This is a genomic window from Paenibacillus sp. GL_099_B (genome assembly GCF_057835695.1).
On record NZ_CM174430.1, the window covers coordinates 2,023,949 to 2,047,964 of the forward strand.

Sequence of the window (24,016 nt, forward strand, 5' to 3'; positions counted from 1 at the left end):
CTTTGGCTTTATAACAAGTCGGTGGTCTCCAGACAAATGATATGGAGGGAGTGCCTGTCATCCAGACAGTGCACTCGCTTCTTTTTTTACATTTTGCATACATACAAGGCATTTCCCGGTTGAAAGGACAAAGTGAGTGGAGCACCTACATGGAACGTACAACTTAGAACTGGTTATTTTATCTTACATTATTGCAGCGTTGGCTTCTTATGCAGCGCTTGACCTTGCGGGACGGGTAAGTCTGGCTAAAGGCATGTCCCGGAATGTCTGGCTTACCTGCGGGGCAGTCTCCATGGGTTTGGGAATCTGGTCCATGCATTTTGTGGGCATGCTAGCTTTTGTTCTTCCCATGCATGTGTCTTATTCCACAGGTGAGGTCTTTCTATCCGTTCTGCTTGCAATCATTGCATCTGGTGTAGCGTTAAATATTGCAGGTCAGCAGTCAGGTAAAATAAGCAAGCTCCTGATATCAGGAGTGCTAATGACCGCAGGTATTAGCAGCATGCATTATATCGGAATGGCTGCCATGTCGGTACCCATAACGTATGAACCAGACAGGGTGGTGTTATCCATCCTGATCGCAGCTTTAGCTTCATTTGCTGCCTTATGGCTCATGTTTTTCTTCCGGCAGCATCAGTCACGTTATACATGGGTGTACAAAATGGGCAGCGGACTTATTATGGGGCTGGGCATCTCGGGAATGCATTATACAGGGATGTCAGCTGCACGATTTCATCATGCACATGACGCAATGGCTGGTTCGAGGATGCAGATTGAACCTTCACTTTTCGCGTATCTGATCGCAGCGGGTACTTTTATTGCATTGGGGTTGACCTTGTTCGGTATCTTTATTAATCAGCGTTTATCTCAGAAAGATCGCCGGATTCACGAAAATGAACAGTGGTATCAGGCCCTGTACGAAAACCATTCAGATGCCATTATTTCGGTGGATAAGCAAGGGGCTATCAAGGGGATTAATGCTGCAGTTACACGTATTACAGGGTACCAAGAAAGAGAGATCATTCATCGTTCTATTGATGAGATTGCACAGCACGTTGATATTCATTGGGCAAGTGAAATGCATCATGTGGTTTGGGATGATGATAGTCGTGAGCAGCAGCATTTTATGGGAAAAATGAAAAACGTTCAGGGAAATATTCTTGATCTAAGTATCGCTGTAGTGCCTGTACTGATTGATGGTAAACATCAGGGAAGCCACATTCTGATCAAAGATATCACCGAGGAGAAACAGGCTCAGGAAAGCATCCGCCATCAGGCTCTGCACGATCCGCTGACCGGGCTCCCCAATCGTCGCAAGCTGGATGATGTGCTGGAGAGCACGATCGCGTCTTCTGGGGCAGCAGGAAGTTCATTTGCGGTTATGGTGATGGATATTGACCGTTTCAAAATGATTAATGACTCCCTGGGACATTCCATTGGAGATGTGTTTCTTCGAGAAGTGAGCAGCAGAATTATGAGTGCATTCCAGGATTCAGACCCGAACGCGACGGATAATGTCATGCTTGCTCGTATGGGAGGCGATGAATTCACACTGGTTGTTACGAATGAGCAGGGGAATGAGGATCGGGTAGCCGAACTGGCAGAACGGATTGTTCGAGCGATTCAGCTACCTTATCGATTAAAGGAAAATGACTTTTACGTTACAGCCAGCATCGGGATCGCAATGTATCCGTATCATGGAACAGGAGCGGATGCGTTGTTGAAGCATGCAGACTCTGCCATGTATGAAGTTAAGAAAAACGGCAAGAACGGTTTTCAGTTTTACACGGCCCAACTGGATTCGGAGCTGTATGAACGAATTGAACTGGAAGGGTATTTGCGCAAAGCACTGGAACGGGATGAGCTGGTCTTGTATTATCAACCCCAGATACGTACAGAAGACAGCCGTATGATCGGCGTGGAGGCTTTGATTCGCTGGAATCATCCAGACAAGGGCGTTCTGTCTCCGAATGTGTTCATTCCTTTGGCAGAAGAGACAGGCTTGATCTATGAGATTGGGAACTGGACACTGCGCGAAGCGTGCAGACAGATGAAACTTTGGCATGCCAGTGGCGGACCACTCATTCCGGTATCCGTTAACTTGTCTAGTCAGCAGTTTCATCAATCCAATTTGGTGGAGCAGGTCAAAAATGCACTCACGGAGACGGGCCTCGATGCCCGCTATCTTGAATTGGAGATTACAGAGAGCATGATGATGGATGCATCTGTATCCACAGGTATTCTCAATGAACTTACAGCGCTTGGAGTCAAAATCAGCCTGGATGATTTCGGGACAGGATATAGCTCGCTGAGTTATTTGAAGCATTTTCCAATTCATAAGTTAAAGATTGACCGTTCGTTCGTGACGGATATTACGGAGAGCCGGAGTGACCAGGCGATTGTGGCCACGATCATATCGATGGCTCAAAATCTGAAGATGGAAGTGATCGCGGAAGGGATCGAGACGAAAGGACAGCTGGATATTCTGATGCAAAATGATTGCCGCGAAATTCAGGGATATTATTTCAGTCGTCCATTGCCGGCAAGCGAAGTGGAGCATGACTTTTTTGTGCCACTGCGGTTGCATGGAACTCCATCGATTCTCTAAGTTCACTGAAATGCCAAGCGGCAAGTCCCCGCCATATGCCAGGGACTTGCCGCCTTTTTTGTTCTTATGATAAAAACTTGCGGTGGTGCTTCTTGCCATCATATGTGAACCAGATCGGCTTATCTTCCACCCGTGTTTCCACATGGACGGTACGCCCCCAAAGGCGGTACAGATAAGGCAGGGTCCGTTCCATATATTTCAGATCCAGCTCGATGCCCTCATATTGATGCTTGAGCACGAGTTCTCCTGTTCGCAGGTAATCGGCGTCCTGAACGACCAGATACGGAGAACCACCGTTGATGCGTGCAAATACAAGCTGATCCCGTATGTTTTGCCAGGACTTGTCGGTAATTTTCCAGTCCGGGCCCTTTTTCTCGAATACATAGAGGTCGAGGTCTTCGGTTAATTGCTTGGTCATATAATTGCGAATAAATGAGGTATCGGAATCGAATTCGCGCACCTCAAACATTTTGGCACGACCCTGCCCTGGTTGACGCCCAAAACGTTCTCTTTCTTCCCGGGACGGGTTATCCCAGCGACGTTCAATATCCTCGAATATTTTCAGCCCTAAATAGTAGGGATTCAAACTTTGCTTGGATGGCTGCACGACAGAAGAGTTCAGTTTGGCAAATTCAATCGTATCCTCACTGTTCAGGTCCAGCTCCCGTATAATACGTTGATGCCAGTAGGAGGCCCAGCCTTCATTCATAATCTTCGTTTCCATCTGCGGCCAGAAATAGAGCATTTCCTCACGCATCATACTCATAATATCCCGCTGCCAATCCGTCAACACTTCAGAAAATTCCTGGATAAACCACATGACATCCTTTTCCGGTTCTGGCGGGAAGTGATGTACCTGTATTCCATCCGTAGGTGTTTCCTCGGGCTGGGTATCATCAAGGGACCACAAGTCATCATAGCGACCTTCCGGCCTTGGCGTTTTCTCGCCACGCTGCTCCCGCATTTTCATCTCCATATAACGTTGTTTGTCCAAATGGCGGGGTTTGATCAACTGTGGATCGACATGTTCCTGAATCGCTATAACGGCATCAATGAACGCTTCAACGGCCTCTGTACCATATTCCATCTCATAGTTGCTGATCCGATCAGCCGTCGCTGCCATGCTCTCCACCATATTACGATTGGACTTGGAGAAGCGGGCATTGTTTTTGAAGAAATCGCAGTGAGCCAGCACATGTGCGACGATCAGCTTGTTCTGGATCAGCGAGTTGCCATCCAGCAGGAAGGCGTAACAAGGGTTGGAATTGATTACGAGCTCATAAATTTTACTGAGTCCAAAATCATATTGCATCTTCATTTTATGAAAAGTTTTCCCGAAGCTCCAGTGACTGAACCGGGTCGGCATACCATACGCTCCAAAGGTATAGATGATATCGGCAGGGCATATTTCATAACGCATCGGATAATAATCCAGGCCGAATCCATCGGCAATCTCCATAATCTCGGCAATGGCGTATTCAAGGTCGCGGATTTCATCTGTCATCTTACGCTGCCTCCTTCCCGTTTCTGGAAAAAGCTGCGCAAAGCTTTGTACACTTCGCCTTTTTCTTTGATCACATAATACATGAACTGGTCGATCTTGATATGACGATAGGCGGACATGAGTGTGCTGCTACGGTTGTACTGGTTCACCTCGCCATATCCAAACATATTGCTGCGCTTCATCAGCTCACCAATCAGTTTGACACACCGCTCATTATCCGAAGTCAGGTTATCCCCGTCCGAGAAATGGAAAGGGTAGATATTGTAGCTGGAAGGTGGATAACGGCTATCAATAATTTCCAGTGCCTTCATATATACAGAGGAGCAGATGGTGCCTCCACTTTCGCCGCGCGTGAAAAATTCTTCCTCGGTAACTTCCTTGGCTTCTGTATGATGGGCGAGGAAAACAATCTCGACCTTCTCATACTGACGGCGGAGGAAACGGGTCATCCAGAAGAAAAAGCTGCGTGCGCAATATTTCTCAAAGGAGCCCATGGACCCGGAAGTGTCCATCATGGCGATAATGACCGCATTGGACTGTGGAATGATTTTGTCTTCCCACGTCTTGTAACGCAGATCATCCGGACTGATATGGTGAATACCCGGATTGCCTGTAGTAGCGTTGCGGCGCAAGTTCTCCAATATGGTGCGTTTCTTGTCAATATTGGATTGCATGCCCTTTTTGCGAATATCGTTGAATACCACTGTATGTGTCTCAATCTGATCCTTGTCTTTTTGCTTCAGATCCGGAAGCTCCAGTTCTGCAAAAAGCATATCTTCCAATTCCTCGATGCTCACCTCGGCTTCAACAATGTCATGCCCGGGCTGATCTCCGGCCTTTTCACCTTTGCCTGGTTTCTTCGAAGCGGGATCACGACCAATGACATCCCCGACCTGACTGTCACCGTCTCCCTGCCCCACATGTTTTTGCTTTTGGTAGTTATACACAAAACGGTACTCATCCAGACTGCGGATTGGTACCTTGATGATTTGTTGTCCATCGGACATAATGATGTTTTCTTCAGTAATCAAATCAGGCAGATTCTGCTTGATGACATCTTTAACCTTTTGCTGATGGCGTTGCTGGTCCTGGTACCCTTTGCGGTGAAGCGACCAATCTTCCCGGGATACGACGAACGAGTAAGGCTGGTGTGAATTTGACATGTAGGCACCCCCCATTGATTACGCGGCACAGTTTGGCCTGTCGGTAATTAAGTATATTCACGGGCGGGGACGATATGTGATGCATGAGTAGATAAAATGATACAATTACGCGAGTTTGCCTTCCAGGATCATCTAAAATTGTACAGATCGTCCGGAACTTTTTTACAGAAACGATGAACAAGTGTGACGAACTTCCTTTACAATAGGGACAAGGTGTTTACTTGGCATCCCTCAAAGGGATGTATGCAAAGGAAGGGTACGATTTGGATAAACGGGCAGTTAAGGCATGGATTATGTATGATTGGGCCAACTCGGCCTATGCGACGACGGTACTTGCAGCCGTTCTTCCCGTCTTCTACGCCTCTGTGGCTGCAGCTACACTGGATACAGATACCGCAGCATCATATCTGGCGTACACCCATTCCATCGGCATGCTATGTGTAGCGCTGTTAACCCCCTTACTGGGGACATTAGCGGATTTATCTGGGCGTAAAGGTGATTTTTTGCGAGTATTCTCCATCATTGGCATTGTCGCAACACTCGGATTCAGCATCATTGGGGAGGGAGACTGGCTGCTCGCTTCTGCACTGCTGGTCATTTCGACGATCGGTTTTGCGGGTGGTAACACGTTCTATGATGCGATGCTGCCTGATCTGGTATCAGCCGATCGAAGAGATATGGTCTCCTCCAAAGGGTACGCCTATGGTTATATTGGTGGGGGATTGCTGCTTGCGGTCAATATGCTGATGATTCAGCAGCCTGGGTGGTTTGGGATGGCGAGTACACTTGCGGGAACAAGACTTGCTTTTATCTCCGTAGCGTTGTGGTGGTTGGTATTTTCCATTCCTTTATTCCGCCATGCCCCGCGTCGACCTGCCGCACCGGATATGCCCAAGTCGTGGAAAGGGTATGCAGGTGTGGGTGTACGCAGACTTGGCCAAACTTTTCGCCAGATACGGCGTTTTCCGCAGCTGATGCGCATGCTAGTTGCTTTCTGGTTTTTCAATGACGGCATTAACACGATTATCCTGATGGCAACGATTTATGGAACAAGCATTGGGATCGGGACAGCAGATCTGATGTTGGCCTTGTTACTGACCCAGTTTATCGGGTTTCCTTGCACATTGTTGCTGGGGGCATGGGCACAGCGTTGGGGCGCGAAGCAGGTGTTGATGGTAAGCTTGTCCATTTACATATGCATCGTTATCTTAGGGTATTTCATGACATCAGCCATCCATTTTTATCTGCTCGCTGGGCTGGTTGGCGTAGTGCAGGGCGTAAGTCAATCGACAGCGCGATCCTTGTTCAGTAATTTGATGCCTGCTGGCAGAACTGGAGAGTATTTTGGATTTGTGAATATTACAGGCAAATTTTCTTCCATTTTTGGGCCGTTTGTATTTGGTTGGGTGGGCCAATTAACAGGGTCAACCCGTTGGGGGATTCTGTCTCTAATTTTCTTTTTCGCTGTGGGGATTGCAGTGCTAGTGACTGTGAAAGTGCAGCAGGGGATGTCTGATGCGATTCAGGCTGATCCGGAAGAAGGGCAGGGCTGGATGCATCATCCCATTTCGGGGAAAAGCTCAGAGGCAAGATCGACTGGATGAGTGGTTATTAACGTTTTATAGTCTAATGTTCATCATTAATAATAGTAGCTCCGTGGGCCTGTTTATTCGTAAACTGCTCTGGAGCTTTTTCATGTTTATGCAACAGTTATAGATGGTAAGGGTCATAGAGTAAGTATAAGTGCTTAAACGACAGAGAACAGAATAGAGTGGATAGAAAGATATTATGAAAAGGTGAAAATAAAAGATTGACATGATACATTTTGTATCATAGAGTAAAAGCATGAATACATATCGTATCTAAAAATTGTCGAAAGTACATCATCCATATTACCTATTCCCAAGTAGGATTATTAGCGGATTTTGATATAAAGGGCTATACCAACTGCATGCTTATTTTAATTTTACAGAGGAGAGGCTGCCATTGGTAGATGTTCATGGTAACGGACTTGTCTTACTACTATGTGTGCCTCGCAGTGGAAGTTCGCTATCCACCGTGATGCTGCAAAATCACAGCCGTGTATTTGCCACACAGGAGATGTGGTTTCTGATGAATCTTGTAGATTTGCAGAAGGCTGATTCCCGCCCATATGGTGGAAGTGCAATTATCCGTCAGTTTTACAGTGCTATGGTATCAGATGAAGGTTTTGAGAAGGCGTGCAGAAGCTTTGCTCTTGAAATCTATAACGGATTTCTGGAGGGGAGCGGGGCAGACTTCATCGTAGATAAATCTCCTCGTTACTATTATATGCTGGAATGGCTTGATCGCCTGTTTCCACAGTCCAAGCGCATTCATCTCCAGCGTAACCCCCTTGCCATAGCTGCTTCCTACAAAAAGGTAAACCGCCATACCGGAGAAGGATTCGAACTGATTCGTAGCTTGCAGAGTTCGAACCTTAATATGAAAGCAGTTGATCTCACACTGGGTATGCTCCGTTTGAACGATTATTTTGCGGACAAACACACGAATGCCTATGAAGTTCAGTACGAACAACTTGTCTCCAATCCTCGGGACGAAATGGAAAAGTTATGCGGTTTTCTTGGCATCGGATATGAAGAGGGAATAGAGCAATATGGACGCTTTGTGGACAGTACAAAGTCCAATATGTTCTATAGTATGGGTGTCGGTGATCCGTTTCTGTCCTCGCATCAGGAAGCTCATAAGGATTCTGTTAACAACTGGAAAAAAATACTCGATCCACAGGAAGTTGAATTCTATTGCCGGGTGATAGGCGCAGATCTGTTCCATCGGATGGGATACAGTGAACAGCTCGAAGAAGCCGAGCAATGGACGGGTGTACGTTACGAAGCTGGCCCGGATGAGGAAGTCATATCCAAGCTAACGCGTCAATTCTCCGAAGCAACGGGCAGCAGCTGGCAGCGAGGTTACCGGATGCAGCCTGTAGACCTAGTGAGCAATACTCCAGATGAAAACAGGGATAATCAGGCAGCGAATGAACCTGATGCAATTGACCCGACTCTGGCCGCATTGACAACGATCAGGCAGTTGGAAGCCGCATTACGTGCAGCCGATAATCGGCTGGAGCGAGGGTACAATGAGCGGGAACGATTGAAGGTACAGCTTGCCTCTGCTCACAGCAAGATTCAGCGTATCAAATCCTTGATTCCGTTTGGGAACCAGATAAGCGCCTGGGCTTCACAGCGCAAGATACTCCGGGGAGGAAAGTCATGAGCGCTATAGCAGGAATTGTTCACACCGATGGTCAGCAAGCGTTATGGGAGGACAGTTGGCGCTTATATGCCAGTCTGGGCCACGTTCCGGCGGATACAACGGGGGTATGGAAAGGTAATGAAGCTTTTCTAAGCTGTCACGCCCAGTGGATTACGCCGGAGTCAGTCAGCGAGCAATTGCCCTTATATGATGAAGTGAGTGGTCTGACTATCACGGCGGATGCCATTTTGGATAATCGGGAGCAGCTGGCAGATCAACTGTCCATATCGAGGGCGGAGTTAGCCGGATTGTCGGATAGTGAACTGATCCTGCGAGCCTATCAGCGGTGGGATGAACATATGGCAGAGAAACTGCTTGGCGATTTCGCCTTCGCAATCTGGGATGATCGCAAGCGTAGACTCTTCGCTGCCAGAGATATTACGGGCATGAGATCCTTTTATTTTCGGCATGATGGTGAGCGGTTTGCCTTCTGTACCTTAATGAAACCGTTGCTGCAATTGGAAGGTGTACATAAAGAACTGGATGAAATCTGGTTGTCCGAATTTCTTGCCATTCCCGATATGCATGACTCAGCAGACATCCATTCTACCGTCTATCGCGGAGTGAGTCAGCTGCCCCCTGCCCATACGCTTAGTTTCAGGGATGGAAGGATGGAACAGAAACAATATCATCGCTGGGACGAAGTGGAGCCTCTAAGACTCAAGTCCGACGGGGAATATGTAGAAGCATTCCGGGAGGTATTTGGTCAAGCTGTTGGATCGCGTTTACGAACGCATCGACAGGTGGCTGCTGCTTTAAGCGGAGGGCTGGATTCTGGGGCTGTGGTTGGATTTGCCTCAGGAACACTGCGGAGTCAAGGGAAAACATTAAATGCGTACAGCTATGTTCCGGTGTCTGACTTTACGGATTACACATCGAAAACACTGTTAGCAGATGAACGCCCGTTTATCCAGTCTACGGTTAATCATGTCGGTAATATCACGGAGAATTATCTTGATTTTGAGGGTAGAAGCCCACTTAGTGAAGTGGACACCTGGCTTGATATTATGGAAATGCCTTATAAATACTTTGAGAACTCATTCTGGATTCGGGGTTTTTATGAAAAAGCGAGTCAGCAGGATGCAGGCATTCTATTGACTGGAGCGCGGGGCAACTTCACGGTCTCCTGGGGCCCAGCACTTGATTATTACGCCAGTTTGCTAAAAAGCGGACGTTGGTTCCGGTGGCTCCGGGAAATGCAGCAGTACAGTGAACGTACCGGGATGAAGTTCTCACGAATTGCCAAAATTACGGGCCGTAAAGCGTATCCGGAATTGTTCAAATCCATGTCAAAGGGAGCTGCCCAAGCTGCGTCGGTGCAGTTAATCCATCCGGAGTTTGCTAGGCGAACAGGCGTATTGGATCGGCTCAAATCCATTATCGTTCTGCAAGGCGGTGCTCAGGCAGATGCGCTCAAAGTACGGGCAGAGAAATTCAACAACCTGGCCATTGCCAACAAAAATGGTGCTGTTGCGACCAAATGCTCTCTTCGTTATCGTGCGTGGGAGCGTGATCCTACGAGTGACGCCAGAGTGATTCGTTTCTGTCTGTCCGTACCGATTGAACAATATGTTAATCAAGGGACGGACCGTGCCTTGATTCGGCGGGCTACATCACCTGAGCTACCTGACAAAGTGAGGTTAAACCAGCGAGTGCGCGGTGTTCAGCCCGCGGATTGGTTGCACCGCATGATTCCCAATTGGGGCGATTTTACTGCCGAATTGCGTGCGTTATGTTCTGACAGCCGGGTCGCTGGCATATTGAACACAGAGCGAATCAAGTCCGCACTCGCAAACTTTCCTAACCCTCGGCCGGAGCTCGCTTCCCACCCCGACTTGCGGTTGATGATGCATAGCCTGATCGTGTATCGATTCATCCGAAAGTTCTGATGTAGCTAGTGGGTGTAGCGATATGAACCGGGATAAGGTTCATTAATTAGTTGACTTATGAGAGGAGGTGAACACGATGCAAATGGAAAAAAAGGAATGGCAAGCACCAGCACTGGAAGTATTGGAAGTGAACCAAACGATGGCAGGAGTAGGTTACAGACAGATCGACTGGATTACTGTCCACGATGCTGATCTCTACGATCCGACTTCCTAAGTTGTTTAGTTTTAACATGTGCCATCATACTTAGAAGGGCGGAAAGGGTAATATCCCAACTTTTCGCCTCCGCCCTTATATTGAGCAATGCGAATATAAGGGCTTTTTTACTTACATGCAGATTGCGAAGGAGGAGTCATTCATTGTTGCCTGTGCAGTATGAAGCGTATGGCTTGCGTTGGTTGAGCCAAATCCCAATGCCTGAACTCCAAATCGTACAGAGCGGTACAGATTCTCTAACTGCCCATACGGACGTACACATTGAAATAGCTGATTTGGCGGCACAGTGGGAAGAGTGGGATGTGGGGAGCGATAACTTTGTATCCCGAAATGGCAGTCTTTTTTTTCGGATTGAGGATACGGGTCTGTTTCTCGTGGAACAAGGACGCCGCATCGTGGTATTCCCTCAAGCGGGAGCAGATGACAAAAAGGTTAGATTATTTGTGCTGGGCACATGTATGGCCGTCATTATGATGCAGCGCGGCATTCTACCGCTGCACGGAAGTGCGATAGTCATTGATGGTTGGGCTTATGCATTTGTTGGACACTCGGGTGCAGGCAAATCCACTTTATCAGCTGCACTTGCTTCACGCGGCTTTCCGCTCTTAACGGATGATGTCGTGGCACTGACTTGGGATGCAGGAGGAAGAGCAATCGTATCACCAGGTTATCCGCAGCAAAAGTTATGGCAGCCCAGCCTGGACGGATTCGGTATGAAGGAACAGGATTACGCAACGGTTCATGCGGAGATTACGAAATACGCGATACCGGTTCAGCACTATTTTCATGATAGACCCGTTCCGATTGCCGCTGTTTTTGAACTTGATCCGAAACCGGAAGAAATGCTGAAACCCGTACAGCTGAAGGAAGTTGCCGGATTGGAACGCCTTCACATGCTGTGCTCTCATACATTTCGTAGTGGACTTGTTTCCAGGCAGGGTCTGGCACAATGGCTGTTCGAGACGGTCTCACGGCTGTCCGCCGGTATTGAAGTTTTCAGAATCACGAGGTCAGGCTCTGATTTTACGGCATTTGAGATGGCTGACCGGATTACAGAATATGCACGTAAAGGAGTGTATACGGGACAATGACAGCAACGAAGCCAATGAATGGGGAAGACCGTGTGTTGCGTAAGGAAGGCAATCTTGTCAGTGACATGGGCGGGGAAAAAGTCATGATGAGCATCCATAACGGCAAGTACTATAATCTGGGCAGCACGGGTGGACGAATCTGGGATCTGATCAGTGAAGAACGAACATTGACCGAATTGGTTGAAGTGTTAGCTTCAGAATATGAGATTGAACAAGACATATGCCGTGAACAGGTTGTGCAATTTCTAGAGCATCTGACGCATGAAGGATTAATTGACGTTACCCGCGGAGAGTAGACCATGTTGCGAAAAATAAAAGCATATCGTTCATTGCCGCGTGAAATTCGTGGATTGGTATGGGAAGCTTATGTCCACCTTGGATGGGCACGAATACTTAAGGCGATGCCTTTTGCCAAGATTGCTCCTGGTCTCGGTACACCGATGTACGAAACGCCGATGACGGGACTCAATCGAAGTGATGTGACGACGATTCGAAATATTTCTAAAGCTATACTCATTGCCAGCAGGTATACATTATGGGAGAGTCGTTGCCTTGTCATGGCAATCGCAGCGATGAAGATGCTGGAACGCCGTAAAGTGGAGAGTACTCTATATATGGGTACTGCACGGAATAAACAAGGCCAAATGATGGCTCATGCATGGCTACGAAGTGGGAAATTGATTGTGACTGGAGCAGATACAATGGACCAATATACGGTTGTCGGCGTGTTTGGCAAGCGGTGTCCTGAGAAGGGAGCTGGGGAGATTGTCTACGATACATGAGTGGGAACAATATACAGCGGAATTTCCACAGGAGCTTAAGCTGATTTTGAGCATGATGAAAGGCGATCTAACAGCAATAACCCCTGAGGACGCCAAAATACGGATGAAGGACATGGACTGGCAGCTCTTTTTGCAGCTCGCTCATCATCATCGACTGTACTCTGTTCTCTATCTGAAAATAAAAGAGTTGGACTCAGCGGTTATTCCCGCTTTTGTAGTGGAAAACCTGAGGCAGCAATATACAGCCAATACGTTCCGCATGTTACATCTGACAGCCGAGATGGAGCAGGTGTGTGGTGCTTTTCGTGAACGAGGTATTCGGAATATTACGCTCAAAGGGCCCGCGCTGGCACATGATCTATACGGAGATATTTCCTTGCGGACCTCTAAAGATCTGGATATTCTCATTCCCTTTGATGATGTGGAGTCCGCGGAAGAGATCCTGGAATCGCTTGGTTATGAATCGAAGGAAGGCAAGCGAACACCGACCGTTGCCAGCTGGAAATGGCGGGAACATCATATCTGTTACAAACACCCGGTCAAAAGAACCCAAGTGGAGATCCATTGGCGGCTTAACCCGGATTCTGGAAGAGAAACCGATTTTGAATTACTGTGGAAACGCAGCCGATTCAGCACCTATACCCAGACGCCTGTCCGTATGCTGGAAAGGGAGGATCTGTGGGCATATTTGGTGACGCACGGTGCAAGACATGGATGGTTCAGACTGCGCTGGTTGCTGGATATCGACCAGATGATTCGCAATATGCCACTGGATGTCAAAAAAGTGGAGCGACGCCTGAAAGCAGAAGGTAGATTATCTATCGGTTCACAAGCTCTTCATCTGGCTTCGGTATTAATGGACACCCCGTTGGATGCCAATTATCTTGCTTTGTTGTCTTCGCACGAACGTGCGGGAGAGAAATTAGCCAGACGCGGCGTAGTGTTCATGAATGTGATGATTGAGAGCCCGGCAGATGTAAAGAGTTATCGTTCCTATCTGTTCGCACTGCGAAGCACAAGGCAGAAGCTGTTTTTCTTTATCGAACGTTTGTATCCGAGTACCTGGGATGTAGACCAACTGCCGCTTCCGCGTTCACTGCATTTTTTGTATTTTCCGTTACGTCCCTTTCTCTGGTTCTGGCGGCGAATCAAAAGGAACACGATGACGGAGAGGGGATAACGTATGATTTCGGAAATGCAATTTTTTATGCGAAAACTGCATCGTGTAACGGGCCCAGTGTTATATTGGAACCTGCTGGGCATGATCTGCATCAGTCTGATGGAAGGAATCGGCATATATATGCTCGTTCCGATGTTAAGTCTTATTGGTATTTTTGAAATGGGTCCAACAGGTCTGCACTTACCCTGGATATCAGAATTTTTAAATCGTTTTCCGGAAAATGGCCGGCTGCTGCTGGTACTGTTGGCCTTTGTCCTCATTGTCTCTGGACAGGCGTGGCTACAACGTCTTCAGACAATTCGCAACACTCGAATTCAGCAGCAATTTGTTCGAACGCTGCGCATGGAAACCTATCGTGCCATCATTATGGCGCAGTGGTCTTTTTTTCTCCAAAAACGAAAATCCGATTTTAATCATATATTAACGACCGAACTTGCCCGTGTCAGTCAGGGAACGAATATTATGCTGCAAATGGCGGCTTCCTTGATCTTCACCGGCATTCAAATCGGCCTGGCCTTCTGGTTGTCTGCCAAGTTAACCACCCTTGTCCTGGTCTGCGGATTGGTATTGTTTATTGTCTTGAGAAAATTCGTGAAACGGGCAAAACAGATTGGGGATCAGACGTCGGAATATTCCCAGAGCTATTATAACGGTATTACAGAGCACTTTAACGGAATCAAGGATATTAAGAGCAATATGCTCGAAAAATCACATATTAGCTGGTTTGAACGTATGTGTGGGCGAATAGAACGTAACGTGATTCAGTTCAGCCAGTTGAACAGTGGCACACAATTGATTCATCGAATATCGGCGGCTGTCATTATTGCTGCTTTTATCTATTTATCCCTGCATGTGCTCGCTGTACCTCCGGCAAGTTTGTTGCTCATCATTCTGATTTTTTCACGGTTGTGGCCACGATTCACGTCCATTCAGTCCAATCTGGAGTATATGAGTTCGATGCTGCCCGCGTTTCAGATTGTGAGAGAGTTACAGACAGAGACCGAGAAAAGCCGTGAGATTAGCGAAAAAATGGTTAATGCTGGTGAACCATATGATGAGGAGTTAACGGTTCCCGGTCCTCGTTCGGTTAGAATGAAGGCCCAGGCCAAGCTAAATGAGCAGGAAGATGGCAGTGTTCGGCCCATTGAACCCTTGTTGCTTAAGGAATCCATAGAGTGTCAGCAAGTCAATTATCGCTACGAAGGCAGCGATATCTACTCGTTATTCGAAGCGTATGCATCCATCCCTGCGAAAGGCATGACGGCCATTGTAGGCAAGTCGGGAGCTGGGAAGAGCACGATGATTGATCTGATTATGGGACTCATTCGTCCGGAGAGCGGTCAGATTTTGGTGGATGGGGTGCCGTTAACCGAAAATCGATTGTTAGCCTGGAGAAGTTCAATCGGATATGTCTCTCAGGACCCTTTTCTGTTCCATACGAGCATTCGTGAAAATTTGCGTCTGGTTGACCCAAATGCCAGTGAGGAACAGATGTGGCATGCATTACAGTTCTCTTCGTCTGCAACATTTGTCCGCAAACTTCCGCAAGGACTGGATACCATTATCGGTGATCGCGGCATCCGCTTGTCCGGCGGTGAACGTCAGCGTTTGGTGCTTGCCCGCGCGATGCTTCGAAACCCTTCTGTATTGGTATTGGATGAGGCGACGAGTGCGCTGGATAGTGAGAACGAACAGCACATTCATGAGGCCCTTGAGCGCCTGAAAGGGCATGTCACTGTTATTGTTATCGCCCACCGATTATCCACCATTCGAACAGCGGATCGAGTGATTGTATTGGATGAGGGCCGGGTTATCCAACAAGGGGGCTATCAGCAATTATCTACTGATCCGGTAGGCACGTTCAGCAAACTGTTGAATATGCAGGCAGGTGTGGTGGGGCAATGAATCTCTCGGTAAATCCCGAAATGAACAAAGCAAAAAGGCGCGCCATTTGAGGCAGCGCCTTTGATCTATGTGTATTAGGAAAGTAATCAATATGATTTGCCATTTTCATTTAGTGAACGATGGCATTGCTAACAGGCTTCGGAAGATGAAAAGCACCAACACGTTCCAGATGCTGCACAATTTCATGCACGGCTTCTTCGATGGACAGCTCTTCAGTATCAATGATCAATGTAGGATCTTCTGGAATATCATAAGGGGCAGAAATCCCTGTGAAATGTGGAATGGCACCGCTGCGCGCCTTTTTGTAGAGTCCCTTCGGATCACGTCGTTCGCACTCTTCGATCGAACAACGTACATAAATTTCAATGAAATCATCAGCTTCAAAGAGCTGTCTAACCTTATTCCGATCTTGTGCATCTGGCGAGATAAAGGCGGAAAGAACAAATAAACCGGCATCTACCATCAACTTGGATACTTCACCAATCCGGCGCAGATTTTCTTGCCGATCCTCGGCCGTGAAGCCTAGATCCCGATTCAGTCCATGACGTACGTTATCCCCATCTAGTACGTAACAATGAACTCCTTTTTCGTACAGATACTGCTCTAGGGCAAATGCAAGCGAGGATTTTCCTGCGCCGGATAAGCCGGTGAACCATAAAGCACGACTGCGATGACCGTTATGTTTTTCCCTGTCCTGCCTGTTTAAGCTGGATTGCTGCCAGGTAATGTTACGCTCTTCCTTTGACATGATATCCGCCTCTTCCTACTTATGATATGTATAATATTTTAACATATTTACAAGATTATAGCACCTTCTGAATTTGGCGAAATTTAGCGTGAATCAACGACAATTCGGGTATAGAATTAGTACATACATAGCAGGAGGAAGACCAACATGAACAATAACATACACAACATACAGGTATATTTCCAGTGCGCGGATTGCGATCAGGATATTCGGGCAATCTTTGCTCAAGAGCAGGTCAGTGCGGTTCGCTGTTCAGGATGTGGTAGAGCATACACATTGTTGAAACCTACCATTGGTGACGAGATTTTGCTTGATTGGGAGCAGGAGGCCCTATATCATAAATTGCGCGCAGATCGCTCTGAACATGATAATCATAATATGTCTGCCCTGATTATTAAAGTAATTGAGCTGCTAACCTGGCGGGATAGTGGTGATGGTCAGACACGTGCAATAGAGATGGTTAGAGAATGGTTGGCTTCCAGTGGAAAACCTCAGACCTTACTTGAATTGTTTCATCATCCCGAGCGAGATAATAAACGGTATTGAACGAAGAAATGAGAACTGGGGCTCCATGGTGTGTAAGTATGTGAAGCGATCTGTAATCGGAATTTACATACATTAGCTGTTCCTGTGGCATATTACCTGAAGGTGTTCGTGATAGGAAACGACAAACCGAATTTTTCAGGAACAGGAGCGGATAGCAATGAAGCGAATGGTTCTTTACATGCTGCTGGCTGTATTGACGTTCGGTATATTACCGGCACATACTGAAGCATCGCCAATAAATGGAGCTTATCATTTTGGCTTCAAAAAGAGCCAAAACGGCCAGTTGCCTTCCATTGATCAGGAAGGATTTAAGGAGATATTGCAGCATAACGATGCCATTTTCCTGGGGGATACAAAACAGAAAGAGCTGTATCTTACGTTTGATAACGGATATGAAAATGGGTTTACGCCAGCTATATTGGATGTTCTGCGCGACAAGAAAGTGCCAGCTGCTTTTTTTGTCACCGGACATTATCTGAAAGACCAGCCTGAATTGGTGAAGCGAATGTCGGCAGAAGGCCATATTGTGGGTAACCACTCCTGGAGCCATCCCGATATGACCCGAGTTTCCAATGAAAAAATAAGAACAGAGCTTGATCAGGTACGATCTGAGGTCAATCGGTTGACTGGACAGCAAGCGACCTTCTTGCGGCCACCACGTGGCATTTTTAATAATCGGACGCTTGCAGAGAGTCACGCCCAAGGTTACGTTAATGTATTTTGGTCCGTTGCCTATAAAGATTGGGATACCAAAGTGCAGCGTGGGACAGAATATGCACGTCAGCAAGTTCTGAAACAGCTTCATCCGGGAGCAGTCATTCTGCTTCACTCTGTGTCTAAGGATAACACGGAGGCGCTAGCTTCTATCATTGATGAGGCACGTAAGCAAGGATATGCGTTCAAAAGTTTAAATGACCTGAAAACAAAAAGTTATTAATTTTACATGTTTACAATAGAAAAAGGGCATCCTGAGCTACGGTAGCTTGGGATGCCCTTTTTGGCTTGGTCTTTGATGGTATCAGCAGACATGATTCTAATCATTAAGGAAACATGCTTTGTGATGAGAGGCCTTTTATAGAACCGTGTTATAAATGATACCGATCGTTTTGGGACCACAATGACTACATATAACGCAACCAGCCGTAGTTAATTCCACTCGTGCTCCAGTCTGCTCCTGCAGAGACTTTTGCAAATTAAGCGCGTCTTCCTCGGCCATGGTATGCACGACGATAACGAGATCACGGTCGATCTGTTCCTTATGGTTAAGTGTGTTTTGCAGCATTTGTTCCAGCGCCTTTTCCCGTTTGCCACGCACCTTGTACGCAGGTGACATCTTGCCATCGGCTACTCGAATGACGGGGCGAATTTTCAGCAGACTGCCAATCAGGTTTTGCATGCCAGAGCAGCGTCCACCTTTGTACAGATACTCCAACGTATCGATGACAAACTCAGTTCGCACATTCGGTTTGATGGCTTCAACGAGATGTGTAATCTCCGTCAGGCTCTGCCCTTTTTCTGCTGCATGAACTGCCTTCATGACCATCAGAGCAATTCCGGAAGAAAGATTCAGAGAATCTACGACAGAGATGCGACCTTCCGGAAACTCGGAACTGGCCAATCTTGCATTTTGGTAAGTTGACGAAAGTTCAGAGGACAAGCTGATATATAAGATATCATACCCTTGTTCTATGTAAGGTTGAAATGCCGTCATGAAATCCGCAGGTGAAGGTGCTGCCGTTTTGGGCAGACGCCCATCCCTGCTTACACGTTCATAGAGCTGCTCCGGCTTAATTTCAGCACCGTCCTTCAGTGATTCCTCACCGAACACGACATATAAAGGGATGATACCGATATCGTGCTGCTGGATCCATGCTGGGGCCAGATCACTTGTGCTGTCCGTGAAAATTTTGATTCGTGACATGTCAATCTCCTTTGGATACGAAAATTTGGCAATAGGATGGATCAAATAAATCAAGTTGAGATGGATTAGTGTTATTTCATTATCGTTTTTTGAGAAATGAATGTGAAGCGGATATACGCTTCTACATCATATAGATACCTGCAATAATAAGCCCTGCAAACGCCAGGATCATGGCTCCACTGAGAATGGTTCCAATAATAGCAAAGACTTTTTTTCGATTTTTGAGAATAAGCCCAATCACGCCGAGAATGATTCCGGCCAGATTAAGAATCAGGCAAACTAGAACAGCCAGAGAAGCCAGAACAACTGCTGGATGTAATGCAATCTCCTCTACTTGGATCGGTGTGGTTACAACGCCAATTGAACTGTTTATAGCCATTGTGGCAATAAAAAAAGTCAGCATGTAACCAATGATCGAGACCAATCCAATCACAAAACTTGCAATACCAGGCCCAGAGTGTTTCAATCGACCCATGGATGGATCTTCAAGGGCGGAGGGGTAAGGTGTATACAGATTATCATGATTGGGATCTGAATAATCCGTAGCGGAACCGGATTGATAAGGATGATGGTTATTCTGGTTATTTTGATTATCCATAAATGGTTTATCCCTCCCTTAATCGTGGTCATGAGTGTAATTAACCTAATCCGGGTATTATGATTCTCATCAAGAGAATGAAGGCATTCCTTTTTACTTTTCCATAAAAATCGATAAAAATCAAGGTTTAACGCCATTTTTCGTCGATTTTGAGGCAAAAGCGAAGCAAAGTATATATAACCAGACATATAAATGCCTTCCGCATCGGAGCTGGCTGGTAAACACTGCAAGGATTCGCTAAAATGAATAGTTGAGAGATGAATTAAGGGAGAGAAGGCAAATGCAACGGAAATGGATGATGCTTGGTGCTGTACTGACAATGCTTTCTGTAGCTATTGGTGCGTTTGGTGCACATATGCTAAAGGAGAAAATTGGTGCAGACGCCATAGCCGTGTATGAAACCGGAGTGCAGTACCACATGATACATGCAATCGGACTGCTGATCATTGGTCTTACAGCGGGTCAACTTGGACCGTCCACCAAGCTCAAGTGGGCAGCACGCCTGCTGTTTATTGGAATTATCATATTCTCAGGCAGTCTGTACGTACTGAGTATTTCAGGTATTAAAATATTGGGAGCCATCACGCCAATCGGCGGGGTAGCCTTTATTGTCGGCTGGTTGTTATTAGCAATAGACGTATGGCAGCGGGGAAAAGATCGCTCATGATGATTTACAATGGATGGGCATAGTTATGGATAACTTACGATGTACCAGTTCATTGTTACATGAATGAACACCTAAAAAAAGCAACTTGCCTGGGAAATGTTATGGAATTCCCCCGTAAGTTGCTTTTTGTTTGAATGCACATTGAGTTAAAGAAACTCATCAATTTCATTGGTTCGGAACGTATACACTTGTTTTTCATCCACATGGTAGACGCTTACAATGCTGGTATCCCGATCAAAATTCAATATTCGGCATGGAATGCTCTGATGCCTACCGTTTTTGTTGTTCACAACGATCCGAGTAAGACGGTTTTCTTTGATAAGGGTATCAATCCATACATCGAATGAATTTCCGTTGGTAGTGTTGGATGCTTCGGTTGAAGGAGCTTTCTGGGAAGCAGGTGTTTCGATTTCACTTTGTGGTTTGACTGGAACGGTTGAAGCCGTCGCTTGATTTAGTGAAGAGTTCTTCTGTCTTGCATTGGATTGTGATTTTTTTCTTTCTTTATGAAGAAAGGCGAATGAGTCCTTTTTGGACTGCAGTGTCACTTCAATAATTTTGCCAAGCTCTATGCCGGATTGAATCCGGAAGTCCGCAATTTGTTCCTCTTTGTTTATGAACTCCAACAGGGACTGCAGTGCCAATGCATTCGAGCGGCTCTTAATAAGAATATCGACATTGAATAAAAAGCCGATTTCTTCTTCGTTGGATAAGGTTTCTTTCATTCATCCCAGCCCCGTTAAAAGATATGTCAGCAAAAACATGCTTCAATACACTATATCATTAAAAAGGCAATAATCATAGTGCTGGAGACATAGAAAATGGGTCGCTATATTGACGACTTGTAGCAAAACATATGTATTTCAAGCTCTTTTCCGCAGGTGTCCACACGGCTATCTGGAATGAGGCATACAATTATCGTGACCTGTGGAAGAGGAGGTGTATCGGGAAATTATGGTGACGATGGAGCCGATTGTGGTTGGAGAGCATGTGTTGGTCGGGGTAGAGGTTAAGCTGCCCAAAACGACATTATTGACGATTAATACATCCAAAGGATATATCATGTGCGGAGCACTCGATGTGGGATTACTTAATGAGAAGCTTGGGGATCGCAAAATTATTGCAGCTCGGGCGGTTGGCGTGCGCACATTGGAACAGTTGCTGCATGCACCTATGGAGTCGGTAACCACGGAAGCCGAGGCTATGGGCATTACGGTTGGCATGACGGGTGTAGAAGCATTGCTCAAGATGATCTAATCCCTGAATATTAGGCGATTAAAAAAGGGCTCCCTCACTGGGAAGCCCTCTCTTTAATTTACATATACCCATCCTATATCAAACGCTAAAACATGCTTCCACTAATTAAGCTTCATCCTTAGCAAACAAGGCAGCCAGATTCTCTTTGAAAGGAGCGCGAACGACGCCTTTTTCCGTAATAATGGCTGTTACATATTCGTTAGGTGTGACGTCAAACGCCGGGTTGAATACTTTCACACCTTGTGGTGCCGTACGTTTGCCAAAACCTTCAGTTACTTCCTCCGCAGCACGTTCCTCAATCGGAATGAGATCTCCGGATGGCGTAGACAGGTCAATGGTGGACAGTGGGCTGGCTACATAGAAGGGAATGTTGTGCGCTTTGGCAAGGACCGCTACGCTGTAAGTTCCGATTTTGTTAGCTACATCCCCATTGGCAGCGACGCGGTCTGTACCAACGATAACTGCCTGAATCCAGCCTTTGGACATGACCATGCCTGCCATGTTGTCGCAGATCAGAGTAACGTCAATGCCCGCTTGCTGGAGCTCAAAGGCCGTAAGGCGTGCACCCTGAAGGACAGGACGCGTTTCGTCCGCGAATACTTTCAGGTTGATGCCACGCTCGTGAGCGAGGTACATCGGTGCAGTCGCCGTTCCGTATTTTGCGGTCGCAAGTCCGCCTGCATTACAGTGTGTAAGTACACCCATACCGTCTGCGAACAAAGGAAGAGCGTTTTCACCGATAAGGCGGCAAACTTCTTCGTCTTCTTTTTGAATCAAGAGAGCTTCCGCTTCAAGAGCAGCATTGCTATCTTCGATGTTTGCACCGGATTCAGCAAGGTTACTGGCTTTTTGCATCATACGATCCAACGCCCAGAACAAGTTCACAGCCGTTGGACGGGAAGTGGCAAGATGAGCACAGATGGATTTTACATGGTCCAACCAGCCTTGTACGGCAAGTCCGTCATATGCCTTGGCACCGAGCACGACGCCGAATGCAGCAGCGATCCCGATTGCAGGAGCACCGCGTACTTTCATCGAGTGGATGGATTCCCATACTTCCTCGGGCGTGTACAGTTTCAGCATCAGAATCGTTTCAGGCAGCAGACGCTGGTCAAGCATTTCAAGCTTGTCCTGTTTCCATATAAGGGAGGACAGAGGCTGATGTTCAGGGGTTGTCATGGATGTTCCTCCGTTCCTTGAGTTAAGCTTTAATAGAAGTAACCGCAGTAGCTACTGTATCTAGAAGTTCACCAATGGTATTCAGATTGCGATTACGTTTGATGAGTGCTTTACCGATCGCCAGCGCTTTGCGCTGAGCACGTTCACGTTGTGTCGCATCATCAATCGTATCGATATCTGCGACATGCGCAAGTCCGACAATACGGCGGACCATTTTCGCGCCAGCAAAGCCAGCAGAATCTCTGAATAATTGTTGTACATAAAGATCTTCGTATCCAGGCGCCTTAGCCATAGGATCTACCAGATCGGAAGTCCACAGAGCACGGAAGCGGGATTCAAATTCAGTCCATACGTCACGAACCATATCCAGCAAAATCGTTTCACGTTCATGAAGAGCCGTCTGATCCTGAATTCGACCTGGCAGCGAAGCGTAGTGGAGAAGCAGATTGGCAAGCACGGCTCCTACATCAAATCCCATTGGGCCGAAATAGGCAAATTCGGGATCAATGACTTTGGTGGATTCAGGTGTGACAAAAATACTGCCTGTGTGCAAATCACCATGAAGTAGAGCTTGACCATGGGTGAGAAATTTCTCGCGCAGCAAGGCTACTTCAAGATGAAGTTCTCCATCTGTACGAAGTGCTTCCGCTTCATCTTCAATGGCAGCCTCATAATTATTTTTCTCCGCAATGCGATACGGTTCATCAAAGATCAGATCTTCGGTTATTTTACATTGATCCGGATTGACGAATCTGCCCTGTTTTTCTTTCTTCAGTTGCTGGTTCATGCCAAGATCTGAAGTGAAAAACAGCGTTCTTGCCATGAACTCCCCAATATGTTGTGCAAAAAGAGGATATGTTCCGCCATCGATGAGGCCTTTACGCATAATCACATGATCGCTCAAATCTTCCATCACAGTTAAGGCGAGATCATCATCATAATGGTACACTTCGGGCACCATTCCCGGACATAGACGATACTCTTCCTGTAGGATTTCTCGTTCAATTCTGGCACGTACCAGAGACAATGGCCATGATTCTCCGACCACTTTCGCATAAGGAAGAGCTTGTTTGATAATGATACTTTTATCGGAGTTCTGATCCGTGATATGGAAGACCAAATTCAGATTGCCGTCACCGATCTCACGACATTCCAGATTCGCATCTGCCGCAAACGGACCCGGTAATGTTTTGGCCAGTTCGATTGCATCCTGGGGTGTAAAAGGGTGATATTGGGACAAGAATGCCACCTCCATATATATGAAGAAACAGGAAAACCCACTTCTTTGCTTGGTATATGTCAGTATATCGGAAATAACTGTGATTTTGTACCCTTTTTTTGAGACAGCCTATACCGGACTTGTTTCGAACTTCCGGTGTACGGGTAAAAACAAATAGGCCGGACGGTTGACAGAAATACCGCCGACAAGGCTCCCCACCACTGGGTGGTGCCGAAATGTTAAATCTCTGT

At 46.7% G+C, this 24,016-nt stretch carries 22 protein-coding genes; 14 read left to right on the plus strand and 8 right to left on the minus strand.

All coding sequences use genetic code 11. The features are described 5' to 3' along the window. Window positions 1-136: 136 nt before the first annotated feature. Window positions 137-2,608, plus strand: a complete 2,472-nt coding sequence (locus AC3ITG_RS09450) for an EAL domain-containing protein (RefSeq protein ID WP_489253555.1) — start codon at window positions 137-139, stop codon at window positions 2,606-2,608. A 64-nt stretch (window positions 2,609-2,672) separates the two neighbouring features. Here the strand turns inward: AC3ITG_RS09450 and AC3ITG_RS09455 are convergent, their stop codons facing one another. Both AC3ITG_RS09455 and yhbH read right to left on the minus strand, forming a co-directional pair. Next, window positions 2,673-4,112 carry a SpoVR family protein gene (locus tag AC3ITG_RS09455; RefSeq protein ID WP_413376931.1) on the minus strand — a complete coding sequence of 480 codons (1,440 nt, stop codon included), beginning with the start codon at window positions 4,110-4,112 and terminating at the stop codon, window positions 2,673-2,675. Next, on the minus strand, window positions 4,109-5,275 hold the full coding sequence (gene yhbH, locus AC3ITG_RS09460; RefSeq protein WP_053780501.1) for a sporulation protein YhbH: 1,167 nt from the start codon (window positions 5,273-5,275) through the stop codon (window positions 4,109-4,111). The genes AC3ITG_RS09455 and yhbH overlap by 4 nt, the downstream gene beginning before the upstream one ends. Before the next feature lie 263 nt (window positions 5,276-5,538). Here yhbH and AC3ITG_RS09465 point away from each other — a divergent pair, with 263 nt between their 5' ends. The 9 genes from AC3ITG_RS09465 to AC3ITG_RS09505 all read left to right on the plus strand — a co-directional run bounded on the left by AC3ITG_RS09465 (window position 5,539) and on the right by AC3ITG_RS09505 (window position 15,630). Beyond that, window positions 5,539-6,879 (plus strand): MFS transporter, encoded by a 1,341-nt coding sequence (locus AC3ITG_RS09465; RefSeq protein ID WP_489253556.1) that lies wholly within the window; start codon window positions 5,539-5,541, stop codon window positions 6,877-6,879. Between the two features lie 382 nt (window positions 6,880-7,261). Beyond that, complete coding sequence (locus AC3ITG_RS09470; RefSeq protein ID WP_489253557.1) at window positions 7,262-8,530, plus strand: sulfotransferase family protein; 1,269 nt, start codon at window positions 7,262-7,264, stop codon at window positions 8,528-8,530. Continuing rightward, the gene (locus tag AC3ITG_RS09475) at window positions 8,527-10,458 is read left to right on the plus strand and encodes an asparagine synthase-related protein (RefSeq protein ID WP_489253558.1); all 1,932 of its coding nucleotides are present in this window, start codon (window positions 8,527-8,529) and stop codon (window positions 10,456-10,458) included. Before AC3ITG_RS09470 ends, AC3ITG_RS09475 begins: the two co-directional genes overlap by 4 nt. Before the next feature lie 76 nt (window positions 10,459-10,534). Beyond that, window positions 10,535-10,672 (plus strand): paeninodin family lasso peptide, encoded by a 138-nt coding sequence (locus tag AC3ITG_RS09480; RefSeq protein ID WP_175383968.1) that lies wholly within the window; start codon window positions 10,535-10,537, stop codon window positions 10,670-10,672. Between the two features lie 143 nt (window positions 10,673-10,815). Further along, a complete protein-coding gene (locus AC3ITG_RS09485; RefSeq protein ID WP_489253559.1) occupies window positions 10,816-11,763 on the plus strand; it encodes an aldolase in 948 nt (315 codons plus the stop codon). Then, on the plus strand, window positions 11,760-12,059 hold the full coding sequence (locus AC3ITG_RS09490) for a lasso peptide biosynthesis PqqD family chaperone (RefSeq protein WP_413376941.1): 300 nt from the start codon (window positions 11,760-11,762) through the stop codon (window positions 12,057-12,059). The genes AC3ITG_RS09485 and AC3ITG_RS09490 overlap by 4 nt, the downstream gene beginning before the upstream one ends. A gap of 3 nt (window positions 12,060-12,062) precedes the next feature. Continuing rightward, on the plus strand, window positions 12,063-12,545 hold the full coding sequence (locus AC3ITG_RS09495; RefSeq protein ID WP_413376943.1) for a lasso peptide biosynthesis B2 protein: 483 nt from the start codon (window positions 12,063-12,065) through the stop codon (window positions 12,543-12,545). Beyond that, window positions 12,529-13,725, plus strand: coding sequence for a nucleotidyltransferase domain-containing protein (locus AC3ITG_RS09500; protein ID WP_489253560.1), 1,197 nt, complete (start codon window positions 12,529-12,531; stop codon window positions 13,723-13,725). The genes AC3ITG_RS09495 and AC3ITG_RS09500 overlap by 17 nt, the downstream gene beginning before the upstream one ends. A gap of 3 nt (window positions 13,726-13,728) precedes the next feature. After that, window positions 13,729-15,630 (plus strand): ABC transporter ATP-binding protein, encoded by a 1,902-nt coding sequence (locus AC3ITG_RS09505; protein WP_489253561.1) that lies wholly within the window; start codon window positions 13,729-13,731, stop codon window positions 15,628-15,630. Between the two features lie 109 nt (window positions 15,631-15,739). Here the strand turns inward: AC3ITG_RS09505 and cysC are convergent, their stop codons facing one another. Then, the gene (gene cysC / locus AC3ITG_RS09510) at window positions 15,740-16,378 is read right to left on the minus strand and encodes an adenylyl-sulfate kinase (protein ID WP_489253562.1); all 639 of its coding nucleotides are present in this window, start codon (window positions 16,376-16,378) and stop codon (window positions 15,740-15,742) included. 147 nt (window positions 16,379-16,525) lie between these two features. Between cysC and AC3ITG_RS09515 the strand changes: the two genes are divergently transcribed. Next, complete coding sequence (locus AC3ITG_RS09515; RefSeq protein ID WP_489253563.1) at window positions 16,526-16,924, plus strand: hypothetical protein; 399 nt, start codon at window positions 16,526-16,528, stop codon at window positions 16,922-16,924. Window positions 16,925-17,081: 157 nt separating this feature from the next. Further along, on the plus strand, window positions 17,082-17,861 hold the full coding sequence (pdaA, locus tag AC3ITG_RS09520) for a delta-lactam-biosynthetic de-N-acetylase (RefSeq protein ID WP_076289863.1): 780 nt from the start codon (window positions 17,082-17,084) through the stop codon (window positions 17,859-17,861). 135 nt (window positions 17,862-17,996) lie between these two features. Here pdaA and AC3ITG_RS09525 read toward each other — a convergent pair whose 3' ends face one another. Together AC3ITG_RS09525 and AC3ITG_RS09530 are read right to left on the minus strand one after the other, a co-directional pair. Next, entirely contained in the window at window positions 17,997-18,845 is an 849-nt protein-coding gene (locus AC3ITG_RS09525) for a DegV family protein (protein WP_489253564.1), read from the minus strand. 121 nt (window positions 18,846-18,966) lie between these two features. After that, the gene (locus AC3ITG_RS09530) at window positions 18,967-19,443 is read right to left on the minus strand and encodes a hypothetical protein (RefSeq protein WP_413376955.1); all 477 of its coding nucleotides are present in this window, start codon (window positions 19,441-19,443) and stop codon (window positions 18,967-18,969) included. A gap of 280 nt (window positions 19,444-19,723) precedes the next feature. On the opposite strand from AC3ITG_RS09530, the gene AC3ITG_RS09535 reads away from it, so the two are divergent. Beyond that, window positions 19,724-20,110 (plus strand): DUF423 domain-containing protein, encoded by a 387-nt coding sequence (locus AC3ITG_RS09535; protein ID WP_489253565.1) that lies wholly within the window; start codon window positions 19,724-19,726, stop codon window positions 20,108-20,110. Window positions 20,111-20,256: 146 nt separating this feature from the next. On the opposite strand, the gene AC3ITG_RS09540 is transcribed toward AC3ITG_RS09535, so the two are convergent. After that, complete coding sequence (locus AC3ITG_RS09540; protein ID WP_413376957.1) at window positions 20,257-20,835, minus strand: hypothetical protein; 579 nt, start codon at window positions 20,833-20,835, stop codon at window positions 20,257-20,259. A 229-nt stretch (window positions 20,836-21,064) separates the two neighbouring features. Here AC3ITG_RS09540 and AC3ITG_RS09545 point away from each other — a divergent pair, with 229 nt between their 5' ends. Beyond that, a complete protein-coding gene (locus AC3ITG_RS09545) occupies window positions 21,065-21,367 on the plus strand; it encodes a YunC family protein (protein WP_017689545.1) in 303 nt (100 codons plus the stop codon). Between the two features lie 105 nt (window positions 21,368-21,472). On the opposite strand, the gene mtnA is transcribed toward AC3ITG_RS09545, so the two are convergent. Together mtnA and mtnK are read right to left on the minus strand one after the other, a co-directional pair. Beyond that, on the minus strand, window positions 21,473-22,546 hold the full coding sequence (mtnA, locus tag AC3ITG_RS09550; RefSeq protein ID WP_489253566.1) for an S-methyl-5-thioribose-1-phosphate isomerase: 1,074 nt from the start codon (window positions 22,544-22,546) through the stop codon (window positions 21,473-21,475). A 22-nt stretch (window positions 22,547-22,568) separates the two neighbouring features. Continuing rightward, window positions 22,569-23,786 carry an S-methyl-5-thioribose kinase gene (gene mtnK / locus AC3ITG_RS09555; RefSeq protein ID WP_489253567.1) on the minus strand — a complete coding sequence of 406 codons (1,218 nt, stop codon included), beginning with the start codon at window positions 23,784-23,786 and terminating at the stop codon, window positions 22,569-22,571. Window positions 23,787-24,016: the final 230 nt, after the last annotated feature.